The 18354-nt window shown below is 61.3% G+C and carries 15 protein-coding genes and 1 tRNA gene; 10 read left to right on the top strand and 6 right to left on the bottom strand.

Annotated features, from left to right (window positions below; translation table 11 throughout):
- Window positions 1-195 precede the first annotated feature (195 nt).
- Window positions 196-1545, top strand: coding sequence for an NAD(P)/FAD-dependent oxidoreductase (locus ABIB57_RS12025; RefSeq protein ID WP_354041369.1), 1350 nt, complete (start codon window positions 196-198; stop codon window positions 1543-1545).
- A complete protein-coding gene (locus ABIB57_RS12020) occupies window positions 1542-2327 on the top strand; it encodes a DUF1365 domain-containing protein (RefSeq protein WP_354041053.1) in 786 nt (261 codons plus the stop codon). The genes ABIB57_RS12025 and ABIB57_RS12020 overlap by 4 nt, the downstream gene beginning before the upstream one ends.
- On the opposite strand, the gene ABIB57_RS12015 is transcribed toward ABIB57_RS12020, so the two are convergent.
- The 3 genes from ABIB57_RS12015 to ABIB57_RS12005 form a co-directional block, all read right to left on the bottom strand.
- Window positions 2324-3073: an SDR family NAD(P)-dependent oxidoreductase gene (locus ABIB57_RS12015; protein WP_354041051.1), complete on the bottom strand. Its 750-nt coding sequence runs from the start codon at window positions 3071-3073 to the stop codon at window positions 2324-2326. The genes ABIB57_RS12020 and ABIB57_RS12015 overlap by 4 nt on opposite strands.
- A gap of 310 nt (window positions 3074-3383) precedes the next feature.
- Complete coding sequence (locus ABIB57_RS12010; RefSeq protein WP_354041049.1) at window positions 3384-4208, bottom strand: transglutaminase-like domain-containing protein; 825 nt, start codon at window positions 4206-4208, stop codon at window positions 3384-3386.
- A 272-nt stretch (window positions 4209-4480) separates the two neighbouring features.
- Window positions 4481-4852 (bottom strand): PilZ domain-containing protein, encoded by a 372-nt coding sequence (locus ABIB57_RS12005; protein ID WP_354041048.1) that lies wholly within the window; start codon window positions 4850-4852, stop codon window positions 4481-4483.
- 213 nt (window positions 4853-5065) lie between these two features.
- On the opposite strand from ABIB57_RS12005, the gene ABIB57_RS12000 reads away from it, so the two are divergent.
- Window positions 5066-5141, top strand: a tRNA-Ile gene (locus ABIB57_RS12000).
- 312 nt (window positions 5142-5453) lie between these two features.
- Here the strand turns inward: ABIB57_RS12000 and ABIB57_RS11995 are convergent.
- From ABIB57_RS11995 to ABIB57_RS11985, 3 genes are read right to left on the bottom strand one after another with little or no spacing between them, the layout of a single operon-like run.
- On the bottom strand, window positions 5454-7118 hold the full coding sequence (locus ABIB57_RS11995; RefSeq protein WP_354041046.1) for a GMC oxidoreductase: 1665 nt from the start codon (window positions 7116-7118) through the stop codon (window positions 5454-5456).
- A gap of 43 nt (window positions 7119-7161) precedes the next feature.
- Window positions 7162-8556 carry a guanine deaminase gene (gene guaD, locus ABIB57_RS11990; protein WP_354041044.1) on the bottom strand — a complete coding sequence of 465 codons (1395 nt, stop codon included), beginning with the start codon at window positions 8554-8556 and terminating at the stop codon, window positions 7162-7164.
- Complete coding sequence (locus ABIB57_RS11985) at window positions 8553-9605, bottom strand: LacI family DNA-binding transcriptional regulator (RefSeq protein WP_354041043.1); 1053 nt, start codon at window positions 9603-9605, stop codon at window positions 8553-8555. The genes guaD and ABIB57_RS11985 overlap by 4 nt, the downstream gene beginning before the upstream one ends.
- 210 nt (window positions 9606-9815) lie before the next feature.
- On the opposite strand from ABIB57_RS11985, the gene ABIB57_RS11980 reads away from it, so the two are divergent.
- The 7 genes from ABIB57_RS11980 (at window position 9816) to ABIB57_RS11950 (ending at window position 18344) form a co-directional block, all read left to right on the top strand.
- Window positions 9816-11066, top strand: coding sequence for an extracellular solute-binding protein (locus ABIB57_RS11980; RefSeq protein ID WP_354041041.1), 1251 nt, complete (start codon window positions 9816-9818; stop codon window positions 11064-11066).
- Between the two features lie 67 nt (window positions 11067-11133).
- On the top strand, window positions 11134-12036 hold the full coding sequence (locus ABIB57_RS11975) for a carbohydrate ABC transporter permease (RefSeq protein WP_354041040.1): 903 nt from the start codon (window positions 11134-11136) through the stop codon (window positions 12034-12036).
- The gene (locus ABIB57_RS11970) at window positions 12033-12863 is read left to right on the top strand and encodes a carbohydrate ABC transporter permease (RefSeq protein WP_354041039.1); all 831 of its coding nucleotides are present in this window, start codon (window positions 12033-12035) and stop codon (window positions 12861-12863) included. Before ABIB57_RS11975 ends, ABIB57_RS11970 begins: the two co-directional genes overlap by 4 nt.
- A gap of 40 nt (window positions 12864-12903) precedes the next feature.
- The gene (locus ABIB57_RS11965) at window positions 12904-13824 is read left to right on the top strand and encodes a sugar phosphate isomerase/epimerase family protein (protein ID WP_354041038.1); all 921 of its coding nucleotides are present in this window, start codon (window positions 12904-12906) and stop codon (window positions 13822-13824) included.
- Complete coding sequence (locus tag ABIB57_RS11960; RefSeq protein WP_354041037.1) at window positions 13821-14624, top strand: TIM barrel protein; 804 nt, start codon at window positions 13821-13823, stop codon at window positions 14622-14624. Before ABIB57_RS11965 ends, ABIB57_RS11960 begins: the two co-directional genes overlap by 4 nt.
- A gap of 352 nt (window positions 14625-14976) precedes the next feature.
- The gene (locus ABIB57_RS11955) at window positions 14977-16968 is read left to right on the top strand and encodes an alpha-L-rhamnosidase (protein ID WP_354041036.1); all 1992 of its coding nucleotides are present in this window, start codon (window positions 14977-14979) and stop codon (window positions 16966-16968) included.
- Window positions 16969-17042: 74 nt separating this feature from the next.
- Entirely contained in the window at window positions 17043-18344 is a 1302-nt protein-coding gene (locus ABIB57_RS11950; RefSeq protein ID WP_354041034.1) for an ABC transporter substrate-binding protein, read from the top strand.
- The last annotated feature ends 10 nt before the right edge of the window (window positions 18345-18354 follow it).

Below are 18354 nucleotides of genomic sequence, written 5' to 3'. Positions count from 1 at the left end.
CGGCCCTGCCGCAAATACAACCCGAGCGGGCGGCAGAACAGCGATATGCAGGTCCAGGGTCATGGTGCTGTTACGCTGCCGGTGCGGGGCCGGATCAGTGATCGGCAGATTTTTTCAAACCGGCGAAGTCCGTTTTGCGCTGCCGCCCGTATCTACCTGCACAACGTGTAGAAGGAATGGCGCGTGCTGCACCAGATGACATCGGGCGAATATCAGACAGGGCGCAACATTGCCGTCATAGGATCTGGCATTGCCGGGCTCTCGGCCGCCTGGCTGCTGAGCAAGCGCCACCGCGTCACGCTCTATGAGGCGGACGACCGGCTGGGAGGGCATGCCAATACCGTGATGGTCCCCGGCGGCGACGGCAGCATTTCCGTCGATACCGGCTTCATCGTCTATAACGAGCAGAACTATCCCAACCTGGTGGCACTGTTCGAGCATCTCGGCGTGGCGCACCAAGCCTCCAACATGTCCTTCGCCGCGTCACTTGATGACGGCAAGCTGGAATATTCCAGCAATGGGCTCAATGGCCTGATCGGCCAGCGCGGCAATCTCGCACGCGGCCGGTTCTGGCTGATGCTGCGCGATATCGTGCGCTTCTATCGCGACGCGCCAGGTCTGCTCGACCTGCCCGAACTCGATGCTATCTGCCTCGGCGATTATCTGGACGCCAATGGCTATGCGCCGGCATTCATCGAGGACCACCTCCTGCCGATGGGAGCCGCGATCTGGTCGATCAGCGCCACCGAAATGCGGCGCTACCCCCTCAAGGCGTTTATCCGGTTTTTCGCCAGCCATAGCCTGCTCAACCTGATGAGCCGGCCGAAATGGCGAACCGTCACCGGCGGCAGCCAGCAATATGTGCAACGCCTGGTCGCTGCGTTCAAAGGGGAAATGCGCCTGGGCTGCCCGGTCGAGAGGATTTCGCGGGCAAACGGCACCGTCGACATCACCGACATGTTCGGCCGCACCGAGACCTTTAGCGATGTTGTGATTGCCAGCCATGCCGACCAGACGCTCAAGATGTTGGCCGACGCGGACCAGCAAGAGCGGACGCTGCTTGGCGCCATGCGCTACACGAGCAATACCGCGGTCTTGCACACCGACCCCGGCCTGATGCCCAAGCGCCCCAGGGTGTGGTCGAGCTGGAACTACATAGGGGAAAGTTGCGCTAGTGGGGATCGACCGCTCTGCGTTACCTATTGGATGAACCGCCTGCAGAATCTCGATCCGGCCCATCCGCTGTTCGTCACGCTCAATCCAACCCGAGAGATCCGCGAGGACAAGATCATCCGCAGCTTCGCCTATACCCATCCGCTGTTCGATGCGGCGGCGCTCGCGGCCCAGCAGCAGCTCTGGCAATTGCAGGGGCGGCGCAACACCTGGTTCTGCGGCAGCTATTTCGGCCACGGCTTCCACGAAGACGCGCTGCAATCGGGTCTGTCGGTTGCCGAAATGCTGGGTGGCGTGCGCCGGCCCTGGTCGGTCGCGGGCAGTTCTGATCGCATCACCTTGGCGCCTCAGATGTTGGAAGCGGCCGAATGAGCATGCAGTCCGCCATTTATGCGGGTCACGTGGTGCATTCCCGCCTGCGGCCGCGCAAGCACAACCTGCATTACCGCGTATTCTGCCTGCTGCTCGATCTGGATGAACTGCCGGCCTTAGCGGGACTGACAAAACTGTTCGGCATCAATGCCCGCGGCGTCTTGAGTTTCTGGGAAAAGGACCATGGCGATGGCCGCGCGGGTGGGTTGCGGCAGTGGGTCGAGGCGCAATTGGATGCCGCAGGTATCGATATGGGCCGGCCCACAATCCGTATGCTGTGTTATCCGCGCATGTTCGGCTACGTGTTCAATCCGCTGACGGTGTATTTTTGCTCGGACGCGAGTGGGACCACGCGGGCCATTCTCTACGAGGTCTGCAACACCTTTGGCGAGCGACACACTTATGTCATCCACGCTGGGGACCACGATGGAGCGGTGGAGCATTCCTGCGCCAAGCAACTCTACGTCTCCCCCTTCATGCCGATGGAGTGCGATTATCACTTCCACATCGAGCCGCCGGCCAGGCGCGTGGTCGTGAGCATCAACGAAACGGATGCCGAGGGATTGTTGCTGCGGGCATCGTTTTCCGGCGACCGGCAGGAACTGAATGGCCACGCCTTGTTGCGGGCGCTGGTTTCCTACCCTCTGATGACCGTCAAGATCATCGGCGCAATCCATTGGGAGGCGCTAAAGCTCTGGCGCAAGGGCGTTCCCCTGCTCCGCCACAAGCCGGCAGCGACGCGCATCGCCACCACCGTCGTGCGCGAGCGCGAGGAGGCCTAGCGCAGCATCCTCTTGGTGATAGCCAGCCGCAGTCCATGCGGCAGTAAGGCCAGCGTTTTCATCGCCACCGACATCTGCCATGGGAATACAATTTCGAACCGATCTGTCTTGAGGCCGGCCATGATCGCATCCCCGGCCTGTTCGACTGGGATCAGAAATGGCATCGGAAAGTCGTTCTTCTTGGTCAGCGGCGTGTCGACGAAGCCTGGATTGATCACCGACAGCCTCACGCCATAGCGTGCCAGGTCGGGCTGCAGCGCCTCGCACAGATTGTTCAGCGCCGCCTTGCTGGCGCCGTAGGCACCGGCAGCGGGAAGTCCAACAAATCCCGAGACCGAGGCGACCACCGCGATGTGTCCGCTCTGCCGCGCAATCATTGGTGGCATGACCGCGGCAAGGCAATTGACCGTGCCCATCAGGTTGACATCGATGGTCTTGGCGAAGCCATCCACATCGAAGTCCTTCGCCGACATCGGCACATAAGTGCCGGCGCTCAGGATCACCAAATCCAACGGGCCAAGGGTGTCACGAATCTGTGTCGCCACTGCGTTGACTGAATCGCGGTCGGTGATATCGAGTGGGAACGAATGGATCGCATCGGGAACTTCGCGCGCAAGGCTGTCCAGGTCGGCATTGGTCCGGGCGCTGACGGCCACCTGCCAGCCATCCAGTGCCAGGCGCCGGGCAACTTCCCGGCCAATGCCGGTTCCTGCGCCGGTAACCCAGGCCATTTTCCGAGATGCCATGCTGCGCTCCTGTTCCCCCGTAGATACGGGCTGGAGGGCATACTGGTTCACTCATGCTCCTGAAAAGGCACCCGATCTGAGCCGGTCCGATGAAGGAGGCGGCACTGCGCGCGACAGCATCACGTCTCATTGGGTGCCCGCGACCGCAGCTCGGTTACCGGCCGCTTGCGTCGACACAGGCCGCCTGCTCGATGGCTTCCCCAAGGCCTGGTGCCAAAGATCGGGAGCGGACCAAGGAGGCAATTGCACTCAACCGGGCTCGCATATCGCTTCGATTGGCGAGTAGGGCAAGGCAAGGATCCTCTATCGCTCAACGCTGTCCGATCGGATCAGGCATCTGGTAGGTTGTGACGGAAAAGCTCGAGAGGGTCGCCGGGCCAAATTGAGTGGACAGCGCAACATCCGTGGCATCACGCCCTCTGGCCATCAGGATTCTCCCAATTCGCGGTTCATTGTGGCGAGCGTCCGCCGAATACCAGTGCCCGCCAAGGTAGACTTCGAACCACCCGGAGAAGTCCATCGGGTCAGGGTTGAATGGCACCCCGATGTCTCCAAGGTACCCGGTGCAGTACCTGGCCGGAATATTCATACACCGGCAGAACGTCAGGGCCAGATGGGCGAAGTCGCGGCATACGCCGGTTTTATCGATATAAGCACCGTACGCAGTCCGGGTGCGATCTGCCTTCTGGTAGTCGAACGCAATGTGCTGATGTACGAAATCGAGAATACTTTGGACGCGTGGCCAGCCCGGGGGGGTCTGACCGAAAAGATTCCAAGCGATGTTGGCCAGTACATCGGTCTCGCAGTATCTGGATCCCAGGAGGTAGATCAGGGTTTCATCGGGGAGGTCGCGGATATCGTGCTGCCGGGCATCCAAGGGCACAATGTCAGGGAGGCCAGCATCATAAAGCTCGAACTCGGTGGAGATCGTCAACTGACCTGCCGGGGCGGTTATTCGGGTGCAGACGTTCCCGTAAACATCCAGATATTCCCAAGGCTCTACCTCCGGTGAAAAGCTCAATACCTGCGGGGTGAGTAGGTCTACACGGCGCGATGGGTGGATGTTCAGGGTCAGCAACATTGGAGTCGGCTGGGGGCAGTCGTAGGTCAACGAGAATCCGGACTTGATCTGCATTATGGGGCGCACCTTCTTTGCGCACCCAATGTCGTAGATGCCGGCAGGTTCCGCATGACGGCGCTATTTTGGAGCTCACCGTCACCTCTTGGACCTCGTCACGCGGGACGCTGCCGGACGGGAACGGTCTAAGAATTGCGCCAGCTTGATTTCGCGAACGCCAAAAGGGGCAAAAGCGTCGTCACGCCCGAACGGCGATGCATCCCTGACAGATCGCATGCGAGGGGTGGCGGAGGGATGACCGAATGGCCTCGAGCGGAGCTCAGCGGCTGCTAAAGGAAGCTTAGGCCAAAACGCTCGTCCTGATGCCACACAAGGCGGCAAGGCTGCAGGGTATTGTTCGGAATCAGCATGTAAATCTCCCCATGGAGTGGGAAGGAAGGTCTAAATGCGAGGCGGGCTCCGAGGTCGGACATATCGGTTATTGCGACCGCCATGCGGTCAAGTCCGTTGCCGGCAACCAGCGTGGCGCTGATCTTGACTGGATGTCTTACTTGCCTGCGGCGCTCGGGTTCCATTCTCCCCTTATAGGGTGCCGGTACTTCAAATTGCTCAACGAGGTCGGTAAAATCCTTATCGAAAGTGACCTTAGCCGAAAGTAACTCGTCAACGAGGTAAACTAACAGCAGGTCAAGCCTCGGCATCGCTTGGCCATTCTACCAGTGGAACTGCAACGAGGGGACGGCCCCTCCCCGGGTACAAGCAGCGTGGCGGCATCCGCAATTTCGTCCTGCACCAGTGTCTACACGCCTACGACGATGGCCATAGGTCGTTGGCATCGTCTATGCAGTTGCCCCAGAAACGCCCTTGACCAGCTCCACTTGTAGACCCTAGTGAGTACAGGCGTTTCGACGCAAGGGCCTATAGCTCAATGGTTAGAGCCGACCGCTCATAACGGTCTGGTTCCAGGTTCGAGTCCTGGTGGGCCCACCAACCTTTCCGGGCGTATGCTGCGCGCACCGAAGACCTGAACATTGTCGGCATAGCCTTTCGCGAAGATCGGAAGGCCATGCATAATATCCTCAGGGGTCTCCGGCTGTTGAAGTGACACCGGACTGCGCAGCTTTTGGGATGCAGATCTCTAGACCCGCAGAAAAACGGTCTGCGTGTAGCCGGCTATTGGCGGACACCCTTGGCATCTCCATCGGCACCGTCTCATGTGCGCTAAACAACCGGACCGGTGTCAGTGCGGACACACGATTGAAGCTATTGGAAGCGGCTGCTCGTAGTGTCTCGCTGGCCGCTCTAGGTTTCCGACCTCGGCTCGCTTTTCAGTCGTAACGCCAGATTGCGGCAGGCCCTCACAGTCATGGCCATGATGGTCAGTGTCGTTCCGGAGACGCCGCTGCTGGCAAACGCGCTGGCATCGGTCACCAGCAGGTTGGGCAGGTCCCAGCTCTGGTTCCAGCCATTGAGAACGGATGTCTTGGCATCGTCGCCCATGCGAGCGCCGCCTGCCTCGTGAATGGCGGCGCCCATCACCATGGTCCGCGAAAACATCTTTCGAAACACAAAGCGGCTGAGCGGGTTGGCGTCGGGATAGGCACCGCGCCCTTTTTCCTCGAGGCCCAGAGGCGAGCCAACATAGTCAATGCGCCCGCCGGCCTGCTCGATGGTTTCGACGATGGCGCCGATTTGCTGCTTGAGAGTGGTGCGGTCATGCTCGCCGATCTTGCATCGAATATGCGGAATTGGAATGCCCCAGGCGTCGCGTCGATTGGTATTGAGGGTGACGCGATTGTCCGGGTCGGCGTCCATGGCGCCATAACCAAAGAAGCTGAAGCGGGCATCGGCATCGTCGGGGGTGCTATAGCGCCCGATACTGCCTTGAAAGGCAAAGTCGCTGTCGGCGGACCGGCCATCTGGAGCGACGAAACGCGGCATGTAAATGCCGCCTGACGGACCGTAGAACGGGTCGGCGGGTGCTGGGTCGGCACTGGCCCACCCCTTGGCCTTGGTATAGGTGCCGGCGACCACGCAAGGCAGCTGATCCACAAAGTAGCGGCCCAGTGTGCCCGAGCTGTTGCCCAGGCCATTGGGATGGTGCGCAGAAGCGGAATTGAGCATCAGGCGGATGCTTTCGACCGGCGAAGCACAAAGGATGACCGAACGGGCCAGCACGGCAGTCTTCTGACCCGTGAGGCGATCGATCACCTCCACGCCCGTCGCCTGTCGCCCGGCTTCGTCGGTCAGGACCCTGCTCACGATACTGTTGTAGCGGATGTCGAGGCTGCCGCTGGCTATGGCATCACGCAGCGGTCGCAGGACGCGGGTGGCTTCGGGACCGATATAGCGCCAAGTGACGATCTTGCGTTCGGGCCACCGACTCTCGACATCCCTCTTGAAGATCTGCTCGGCGGACGTCATCGCAGCGCGATGGCCGTATAGGCTGTCGGGAAGCGTTGGAACATTATCCTGTTCGCCATAAAGGGCGAGAGAGCGTTCCACTTCTTCGTAGTACGGCACCAGATCATCATAGCCGATCGGCCAATCAACGCCGCGGCCGCTGCGGCTACGCATCTTGAAATCGTCGTCGGTCCAGCGCAGCAGGACGCGACCGAAGACATGGGTCCGGCCACCGGCCTGCCGGCTTCGAATCCAGACAAACGGCGCGTCGGGCGGGGTCGTGTACGGCAGTTCACGGTCGTTGACGAACAGGTGGCGCTGGCGCGCATCGAAAAAAGCAGCCCGTGCCTGGATGCCCTGGCCGCCGACGAAGGCCTTGATGCGCTGCCACAGGTTGATGTCGCTCTGTCGGCGAACCGATGAAGGATCGAAGTTGCCGACGCCGATCTCCGGGCCGGCCTCGAGCTGAACCACGCGTAGCCCCTGCGCGGTCAGTTCCTGGGCCGCAAACATGCCTGAGGCGCCCGCCCCGACGATCAGGGCATCGTAAACTGGGTCCGGCATAGTCGCTCCATCGATTGTATGGTGTTTAAGATAGCGCTGCCGACTAGCGAACTGCTTCGCCCGTTGGCGACGGGACGACTTGGTGCCCGTCGACCCAGACAGCCGCTACGTTGGCGCGGGTCGCCCCGTGCATAATCTTTTCAAAAATTGCCGTTGGCTCGGTGAGATCGAAAAGACGAATGCCCCCGGACCTGGCGGTCGCATCGATAGCCACCAGGTCGAAACGGTAGCCCACCGCCAAGCGTCCCACCGGCAGATCCAGCACATCGCCGCCGCCGGCCGTGGCCAGGTGAAACGCTGCAACGAGATCGACGGCAGATCGGGGGCGACCGCGGCGCTCGGCTGGCAAGTCCGGATCGACACCCTCCTCCAGCATGCGAGATGACCGCACCGTTGTCAGGCAGGCATCGAACATGGACGCCGACGGGCCGCCCGAAATGTCGGTCCCCAAGCCCACGCGCACGTGTCGCTCCAGGGCCTTGCGCAGCGGAAAGACGCTGTTGGCGAAATAGATGTTGGACAGGGCGCAATGAGCCACGCCAGCCCCTCGGCCGGCCAACCGATCCATGTCATCACTTGAGAGAAAATTGGCATGGGCCAAAACTGTTCGACGCGTCAACAGCCCGAAGCCGTCAAGCGCTTCGGCATCCGTCACCCCGAAGCGCGACAGGGCATGACCATGCGCCCAGTCGCTTTCCGAACAGTGGGTCTGGACGTGACAATCATATTGGAGCGCCAATGCGCCCAGGCCGGCCAGCGCTTCATCCGAGCAGGAGGGCGTAAACCGCGGCGTCACGACGGGCAGCACCAGGGCCTCTTGATTGTCCGGATGCGAGCGGATGTATTCAATGACGTCTCGCGTTCCGGCAATTGCGTCTTCCGGGGTCGCATCGCGATAGCCTTCCGGACAGGCGGTAGCGTCGTCCATGGCAACCTTGCCCACCAGGGCGCGCTGGCCAAGGGCGAGGCAGATATCGGCAAGCAGTTTGCTGGCCTCGACATGCTGCGTGGCGAAATAGAGCGCAGTGGTCGTACCACCGGCGAGCAGGTCCTCCACCAGCAACTGGTAGCGCGCAGCGGCGAATTCCAGGTCCGCATACTGCGCCTCGAGCGGGAAGGTATAGGTGTTGAGCCAGGTTTCGAGCGGCGCATCGAGCGCCAGTCCCAGCTGCGGATATTGCGGCGCGTGCACATGAGTATCAACAAAACCCGGCAGGCCATACCTTCCCTGCGGCAATCTCAGGAGCATGTCGCCAAAACGTGCTTCCGCCTCCGCGCGGCGGGGATCATTGGGACCAAGAACGGCTGAGATGGTGCCGACTTCATCGACTTCGATCAGCGTATCAAAAAGGATTTCGAGCCGATCAAGCACGGGCGCGTGGAAAAAATCACCGATGATGGCGCGGCCACGCAGGCCGGGACGGAGGGGTGTGTTCATGCCTGGATTCTTCTGACGCTTTGACGCAGGACCAGTTGGCACGCCACTTCGATGCGCGCGTTGGACGGAACCGCCTCTCCTTCCACGATACGAATGAGAAGGTCGGCGGCCTGCTGGCCGAGTTCGGTCGTGGATTGCTGGATCGTCGACAGGCTGGGCACCAGAAATGCTCCAACCGGCGCCCCGTCGAACCCGACTACCGAGACATCGGCTGGCACGTCGAGACCGGCATCGGTCACCCGCTTGATGAAGCCGATGGCCGTATCGTCATTGGCACAGATTACCGCGGTGGCGCGACGGTCAGATGCCGTTTCGAGATATTCGGCTGCAGCGCGCACGCCGCCACCAAAATTGAAGTCGCCGCGCAAGACTTCCAGATTTTGGGTCGGCACACCTAGTGCTGCAAGGGTGTCGCGGACACCGCTAACGCGCTGATGCTCATGATAATTGTCGGCGCGCCCCCCGACGTACACGAATTTGCGGTGCCCCAGATCGAACAATGCCCGCACCGCCTCGGCGATTGCGTTGAAGTCATTGCTCACCACGCTGGGAATGCCGTCTGCGCTCTGGTCGAAGTGCAACGACACGACTGGAAGGCCGGCCTCGGCAAGGGTCAGTTCCGCAGTCTTGGGGGGAAGGGTAGCCATCAGGATCACGCCGCAAATGGTGCCCCCAAAGGCCGTGGTAATGATGTGTTCGTCCGTCCAGGCCTCTCGCGAGACGTTGGCGATCAGCAGGTGATAGCCGCGTTCCGTCAGCGTCCTGGCGACGGATTCGAGACCCTCGATAACGGTCTGAGACGCCCCGATATACAGTGCCTCCGGCAGCACGATCATCACGGTGCGGGTCTGCCCGACGCGCAGGTTGCGTGCCGTCTGGTTGACGGTGTAGCCGAGCTTTCGCGCCGCGGCCTCCACCTTCAGGCGCGTGGGTTCAGCAATGCGGCCGGGTTTGGTCAGCGCACGGCTGACCGTCGACGTCGCCACTCCAGCCTCGCGTGCCACATCCGAAATGGACGGTCCGGCCACGCGATCATCATTCCTCGCCATGCTAATCCCAACCTGCAGATCAAAACCTCAAATAGCGAAGTAGCCTAATTTGGAGGCATCAACCACTCTTGCGCACCAAATCAGCATATGCCATCAATAGTGCGTTGGCAATCGATTGCCAAACCTAAATGGTCCGACCGGTGCTGACGGGAAGCGGCGTGTGGAGAGGCCAGCAATGCTGTCATTCACGGGTCTTGAGGAACTACGACCATGAAACGTCTGATGATCGCCGTATCGCTTCTAGCGGGCACTGCTCTCGCAACACCATTCGCTGTCGCCCAGGGCCCAATCGACAACACCCCGGCCTCTGGCGCCTTGCAAATCTGGATCGGTGGAGCGGAAGGAGAGAAGCTGCCCGCGTTTCTCGCCGATTTTGAAACAGCCAACCCCGATCTCAATATCCAGGTCACCCAGATCCCGTCGGATCAGTTTGACACCAAGCTCCTGACTGCCATTGCTGCCGGCACCGTGCCCGATCTGGTGCGGCTCTACTCACAGAGTCAGTCGGGACTGCTGGCGACCGGGGCTTTCGCGGAAGTCCCGGCAGGTCTGGTCGATCCCGAAACATTCTTCGCCAATACCTACAACACCACCGTCAAGGATGGCGTCGCCTACGGTCTTCCATGGGATGCCTATGCGACCATTTTCCAGTACCGCAAGGATCTGGCAGACAAGGCAGGGCTTGAAGCGCCCAAGACATGGGACGAGCTAAAGACCTTTGCCGCTGCCATGAAGGAACACGGCGTCGAGTGGCCGATATCGCTCGATGTCGGCTATGACATCTACAATGCCCAGGGCTTGAACGAATATGTGCACCAGAATGGCGGCAGCTTCATCAATGCCGACCAGACGGCCTGGACCATCAACTCCCCCGAGAATGTCGCCGCACTTGAATTCTGGGGCTCGCTGATCTCGCAGGGTTATGCCTCCCCCGACGGTCCCAAATTCCTCGACACCGTGCCGTGGCTCACCTCCGGTCAGATTGCCGCCAAGGATAACGGCCCCTGGCTTGAGCAATGGCTGGTGGATGCCAACGGCGCCGACTGGGTGAAAGCCAATCTCGCCACGGCACCGGTGCCTGCTGGTTCGTCCGGCAGCTTTTCCGCTCTGGGCTCGGGCAGCATTGCGGTGCTCAAGGACGCCAAGAACCCTGACGCCGCCTGGAAGCTGGCGCGTTACCTGACCGAATCTGCAACCCAGATCGCCTGGTACAAGACGTTTGGGTCCCTTCCCGCCGTCAAGGCGGCATGGGACGATCCGTCCATCGCGTCCAATCCCCTGCTCGATGCCGAACGCGAGGCACTGCAGACGGCCGTGGACATTCCGCAGGTTCCCACCTGGACGCAGGTCGGCACCTATCTTGGCCAACAGATGGAACTGGTGGCCCGCGGCCAGGCCAGCGCCCAGGATGTGCTCGATGATGTCCAGAGCTTTGCCGAAGGCGCAGGGCTGGGCAACTGATCTCCCGAACGGCTCCGGGGCATTACGCTCCGGGGCCTTTTGCTGCCTCCGTTGTCTGGAGCCTGCCATGACTCGCTTCGTTTCCTGGATGCAGGCGCCAAGCCGCCAACGCGTCAGCACGGCGTGGCTGTTCGTCGCCCCGTTCATGACGATCTTTGTGCTGTTCACCGCAATTCCGGCGGTACTGGCGCTGATCTACAGCTTTACCGATATCGGCGTGGCTGACATCCGGCACCCGCTGGATGTCGACTTTGTCTCGTTCCAGACATTTGCGCGCGTGTTGACCAATCCGGGGTTTCTCAAGTCGGTCTGGACCACCGCGCTTTTTGTGATTGTCGGCGTGCCAGTGACCATGATCATCGGCCTGGCGCTGGCAATGGGGCTCAACAACGGCATCACCAAGTTGCGCGCCACCTATCGTGCGGCCTTCTTCCTGCCTGTCATTACCAACATCGTGGCCGCTGCGGTGATCTGGCAGTATGCGTTCACGCTGAGCGGGCCGGTCAATTCCTTCCTCGCCTCCATCGGCACGGCCGGTCCAAATTGGCTCGGCGACCCCAGGATGGCGATGCCGACCGTCATCATGCTGGCCGTCTGGCGTAACGTCGGCACATGCATGGTGCTGTTCCTCGCCGGCCTGCAGGCGATCCCTGTCGACGTCTACGAAGCTGCCAAGATTGACGGCGCTTCGGCCTGGCGACGCTTCACGACCATGACGCTCCCACTGCTCAGGCCGGCAACGCTGCTGGTAACCGTGCTGATGACCGTCTCATTCATGAACATTTTCGACGAGCCGTATCTGCTGACCAAAGGCGGCCCGCTGAGCTCGACCAAGTCGGTCGCGCTTTGGGTCTACGAACAGTTCGGGCAGGGCAATATCGCGCCCGCAATGGCCGGCTCTTACGTCATGTTGGCCATCGTCGTGGTCCTGGGTGTCCTCCAACTCCGCTTCCTGGGGGCCCGCCAATGAACAAAACCCATCCTGTCGTGACAGCCGTCCTCTACGGCCTCTTGACGCTCGGGGCATTGATTGCCCTGCTCCCCTTTGCCTGGGTATTGTTCGGTGCGTTCAAGAACCAGGCGGAAATCATGTCCGCGCCCGGGGCTTGGCTGCCGCAGAGTTTTGGCAATGTCGCCAACTTTGTCACCTTATTCGCCGAGCGCATGTTTGGGCGCTACATGGTCAATTCGCTGATCGTGTCGTCGGCAACTGTTCTTACCAACGTGCTGTTTGCCACCATGGCAGGCTATGCCATCGCCAAGCTCGAGTTCCCCGGCCACAAGCTGGTGTTTGGCTGCGTGCTGGCGGCAATGATGGTGCCTTATATCGCCCTGTTCGTGCCCCAGTTTTTCATCATCGTCCAGATGGGGCTGGTCAATACCCTGACCGCGATCGTGCTTCCGATAGCGGTCATGCCGATTGGCGTGTTCATCATGCGCCAGTTCGCCGATTCCGTTCCCAACGAATTGCTCGAGGCAGCCCGCATCGACGGTGCCGGAGAGTTCACGATCTTCTTCAGGATATTTATCCCGCTGGTCGGACCGGCCATGGCGACGGTGGCGATCATCACCTTTCTCAACTCGTGGAATTACTTCCTCTGGCCGCTGATCGTGGCGCAGAACCAGGACACCTACACCCTGCCCGTCGGCCTGGCAGTAGCCTCCCAGGGCGCCAAGTCGACCGACTATGGGCTGCTGCTGGCAGGAGCCATCGTCGTGTTGTTGCCGGTGCTGATCCTCTTCCTTTTCCTGCAAAAGTACTTTGTTCAAGGCATTGCCGGCACCGGCATCAAATAGCTCCGTCATATCGAGCCCGCGGGCTTAGCAAGGAATTCCCATGCCATTCATGGTCGCAACCGACATCATTACATTCTACGATCCAAAGTTCTGGGGTCTGAGCACTTTTGACGAAGTTTTGGCCTGGGGCGCCGCGCACCCGCGGGCCTTCTGGGACAAGGTACTGACGACACTGTCCGGCACAGGTGTCACCGGGCTTGAACTGACATTTGGTCCGGGCAGTATCGACAACGCCCTCAAGGCCTATGGCAGCGTAAAGGCCTTCAGGTCTGCGCTGGATGTCGCGGGAATAAGCGTTGTCAGCGCCTTTGTCGCGGATGGTCCGAAATGGGATGGCGATGCGGGCATTCCCGCCATCGTCGCCGACGCCGAACGCCGCGCCGATGTCCTGGCAGCACTCGGTGCTGAAATCCTGGTCTGCGGCTTGCCCATGCGCAAAACCTTTGGCGAACAGCCACCGGTCTTCGTCGATGGCCGCTACGTGCAGGCCATGGCCGACATTGCCCACGCCGTGGGCGATGCGATCAGTCGGAAGGGTATCAAGCTTGCGCTGCATACCGAATCCAACAGTACGCTTTGGTATGAGCGTGACATCGACCTGTTCATGGCCCTGACAGACCCGCGCTATGTCTGGCTGTGCCCCGATTCCTGCCACATCGCCTTGGGCGGGGGCAACCCGGTGCAGGTGGCCGAACGTCACAGTCAACGCATTGCCCTGGCGCACTGGAAAGACGCGCTTGGCCCCATTGAGGGGCACCTGGTCATCGACGCAACCATCTATGAGCAGCAGCAACGCTACATGGCGGACTTCGGCAAGGGCGTGGTTGACTGGGCTGGCTGGGCCGCTGCCATGGCGCGCACGCCGGGTCGAGATATCGCCCTGATCGAGCTTGATGTCGCAGCCGATCCCGTCGCTGCCCTGCGCGAGGGCCTGGCAGTCGTCTCGCGCTATCGCTCATGATCGAGTTCAGCGTCTGCATCGAAACCGCCTTCACCGAAGACGGTGGGGATTTTCCCGAGCGGGTCCGCGCCGCTGCAGCAAGCGGTTTCAAGGCGGTCGAGATATGGGATTGGTGGACCAAACCGCTGCCGGAACTGCGCCACGCCCTGCGTGATACCGGCACGACGCTGCATACGCTCTGCGTGGAGGATTGGCGGGACAAATGCCGGCTTGGCGATGCGGCAGCGCGCGAACAGTTCGTCGAGCGGGTGCAGCGCAGCGCGGCGACCGCTCTCGAACTTGGCACACCCAATCTCGTGGTGCTGCCTGGCGATCGCCTTGACGCAGTTGACGAGCAGATACAGCATGATCGCCTGGTGGAAGCCCTGGATGCGGCGGCGACAGCGATCGCCGGGTCCGGTTTGACATTGCTGCTCGAAGTGGTGAACCGCGAGTTCGAAGGCCCCAGTGCCTTGGTCCAGGACTCAAGAACGGCCATTGATCTGCTGCGCCGGCTGGGTCGTCCCGACGTGCGCTTCCTCTATGATCGCTACCACGCCATCCTCAATGCCGAGCCCCTGGGTTGGGCGGTTGCGGCCAACATGGACATGGTCGGTCACGTTCAGGCCGCAGACGTGCCGGGGCGGCACGAGTTCGGCACGGGAACGGTCGACTGGGCAAACGAACTGAAGTGGCTGGGCGACGCGGGATACAGAGGCTTTGTCGGGATTGAAGCCATTCCCCTTCGCAGCAGCCGGCAGTTGCTTGCCCAGGCCAGGCTGCTGGTCGCAAAACCAAGATGGGCCGACGGACAGGCTTAGGACGGACATTAAAGTAAGTTCGCCCTTCAATCGCTCATTGGGGCGCTCCACAATGGACATAGTCGACATTTGCCCGCCATGTGTCCGCTTTCGTTTAGGCTCACAAAAGACGTGCCACTCCGCTACCGGCCCCTTTCCGGCCATATATCAGGGCCCGGCCAACGGCGGTCACCGCTCCTGCCTGGGCTTGGCCGGCCGTTTGGCTGCATGCGGATCTGCACCCAGCGAATATCCTGCCGCGCCCGGGGTTGCGGACGCCGACAGGTGATCCGATGCGCCGCTCGGCGGTCTAAGAGACCGATCTGGCTTCGACTGGTTTGCTTGCCGTGCTGCGCCGCGCGACAAGACGGGGATGAACCAGAAAGTTTTCGGCCTTCTGCCGGCCGTCGATGCGTTCAACCAGGAGTCGCGTCGCCTGGGCGAGCCACTGCTGGTCACCGATGCCTCCTGGAAAAGCGGCGAGAGCGGGGTCCGAAAGTCTGGCATCTATTTCGGCGAGATTTTCGACGCGCAGGTCAAGCTGGTTGCGGACCAGGGCGTTGAGGTGCTCGACTTCAATCCCGGTGTCCTGGTCGCACCGGAATGCCTTCCCATCAGAGAAATGGCTGGCTTGGCCCCGGTCAAGACCTGGAACGATGCCCAGGGTCGCGCCGTCTATGACTTCGGTCAGAATATCGGTGGCTATGTTGCCTTCAGGGGGCGTGGTGTCGCAGGTGCGTCGGTCCTGTTCGAGCATGCCGAAATCCTCGACAAGGATGGCGCATTCTACAACGGGAACTTCCGCAGCGCCGAGGCAGTGGTTCAGTATGTGTTTGCTGGCGATGCGGCGGAAGAATACCGGCCGACATTCACCTTTCAGGGCTTCCGCTATGCGCGGGCCACGATCACCGGCACTGCGAGCATAGAGAGCATCGTTGCGGTGCCGATTACTTCGGTCCCGACCCCAACCGGCAGCTTCACGTCGGCCAATCCGCTGGTCAACAAGCTGGTTCAAAACACCATCTGGTCGCAGCGCGGCAATTTCATCGATATTCCCACCGATTGCCCGCAGCGCGACGAGCGCCTGGGCTGGACCGGTGACGCCCAGGTCTTTGCGTCCACCGCGTGCTACCTGGCCGACAGCCACGGTTTCCTGGCCAAGTTTGTCCGCGAGATGATGGTGGACCAGGAGCCGGACGGCGCCATCGCGCATGTGTCTCCCAATCCGCTTCGGCTCAAGCCACCGCTCGATGGCAGCAGTTTTGCCGGCTCAACCGGATGGGGCGATGCCATCAGCATCATCCCCTGGACCCTGTTCCTCCAGTACGGCGATAGGGCCATCCTGGACGAGGCTTTCGTCGCCATGACGCGGTGGAATGACTATGTCTGGGCCATCAGCGACGGCCCGGTTGTTCGGCCACCTTCGGGCTGGGGCGTCAAGGGGTTCTCGTTCGGCGACTGGCTGCAGCCGCAGAACGATCATCTCAAGGCAGTGCCCACCATGGGCGACGATGCCGCGGCCACGATCTACCTCTACATATCGTCGCGACAAATTTCGCACATCGCTTCGATCATCGGTCGACAGGCCGAGGCGCAACATTTTGGCGCACGCGCCGAAGCCGTGAAACAGGCGTTTGCCAGGGAGTTTATCACCCCCGCCGGCCGACTTCTCTACGACGACCAAAGCTCCTACGCCCTGGCTTTCCTGCACGACCTGATCCCGGCAGAGCATTTCGAAGCGGCAAAAGGCTTCTTCAAGGCAACCGTCGAACGCGCGCGGGGGCGGATTGGCACCGGCTTCATCGGCACGCCGGCGCTGTTGCCGGCACTGGTCAAGATCGGCGAACCGGACATGGCAGCCAGCCTGTTCCTCCAGGAGGAAGTTCCAGGCTGGCTCGCCCAGGTCAAACGAGGCGCCACCACCATCTGGGAGCGTTGGGACGGCATCAAGGCGGACGGTTCGATCTTCGAGCCGACGATGAATTCCTACAATCACTATGCTTACGGCGCGGTCTGCCAATGGCTGTTCGAAGCCGTCGCGGGCTTCCGGCCCGATCCGGAAAAGCCCGGCTTCGAGCATGTCGTCTTCGAGCCGCTGATCGTGCCGTCGCTCTCGCCCGTCGCCGCCCATCACGACGCCAAGATCGGGCGGATCGAGGCTGCCTGGAGCCTGGATGGCGACAGTGTCACCTACGAGGTGCTCGTACCCATGCACTCCACCGGCACGCTCGTTCTGCGGCCGGAATACCAGGAAATCATCGTGGATGGCGGGGCCCTTGGCCGCTCGTCCGGCGAGACAGCGCGATGCCAGCTCGCGCCCGGCCGTCACACGGTGACGTTCCGGATCAGCCGGCGGGAGAACTAGTTACCGGAGCCCGCTCTGGCGGGATCACAACATCCGATCGAAGCCAAATGGCTCGATCACAGGGAGGATTAACTATGCAGAAGACCAACCGCCGGCACGCCATTGCCGGGTTCGCTGCGGGCTTGATGGGCTTCACCGCCTTGTCGGGCGCTGCCTTCGCACAGCAGACGACGCTGAGCTTGTTTGCACCAAACGATCAGGCCGCTGTCGCCTACACTGAAGCTATGGTTACGGCGTTCGAAGCTGCCAATCCCGATATCAATGTGGAAATCGAGGTCGGGCCGGGCGGCACCGAGCGCGACAACATGGTCAAGAGTCGCCTCGCAACCGGCACGATGAACGATGTCTTCGTTTACAATGCCGGCTCGCTGTTCCAGGCGATCAATCCATTGCAGACCACGGTCGACCTGACCAACGAACCCTATATGTCCACGATCCTGGGCAGCTTCAAGCAGACCGTGGCCGCCTCCGATGGCACGCTGCGCGGCGTTCCCTATGGCCAGGCCATGGGCGGCGGCATTCTCTACAACAAGAAGGTCTATGAAGAGCTTGGCCTCTCGGTTCCGATGACCTGGGCCGAGTTCATGGCCAACAATGCCAAGATCAAAGACGCCGGAAAGGCCCCTGTGATCCAGACGTTCGGCGATACCTGGACCAGCCAGCTATTCATCCTCGCCGACTTCTTCAATGTGCAGGCCAAAAACCCGCAGTTTGCCGAGATGTACACACGCGGCGAAGCCAAATATGCCGACACCCCGGCCGCCATGGGCGGCTTCCAGAAACAGGCCGACATATTCAACGCTGGGGATCTGAACGAAGATTTCGGTGCCGCCACGCTCAATGACGGCCTGCGCATGCTCGCTATGGGCGAGGGTGCCCACTATCCGATGCTGACCTTCGCGGTCGGCACGATCGCGCAGGACTATCCCGACCAGCTCAAGGATGTCGGCTTCTTCGCCCTGCCGGGCGACGACGCTGCCGTCAACGGCACCACGGTCTGGATGCCGACTGCACTCTACATCTCGGCGAGTTCGCCCAATCTGGAGGCGGCCAAGAAGCTTGTGGCCTTCGTCGCGAGCAAGGAAGGCGGCTGCGACCCATGGGTCAAACTCAACGCCATCACCGGACCGTTCCTGATCCAGGGGTGTGAACTGCCGGCCGATGTGCCTCCGGCCGTCACAGATCTGCAGACTTATTTCACTGCCGATGGCCGTACCGCTCCAGCGCTGGAATTCCTGTCGCCCGTCAAAGGCCCAAGTCTGGAAAACATCACTGTCGAAGTTGGCTCCGGCATCCGCACCCCCAAAGATGCCGCGGCACTCTATGACGAGGACGTCCGCAAGCAGGCGCAGCAGCTCGGCCTCCCTGGCTGGTAAGCGTTTGCTG

This window comes from Devosia sp. UYZn731 (assembly GCF_040546795.1).
Lineage (GTDB): Bacteria > Pseudomonadota > Alphaproteobacteria > Rhizobiales > Devosiaceae > Devosia.
Note: the sequence above shows the minus strand (reverse complement) of the source record. Positions and strands in the feature narration are given on the sequence as shown.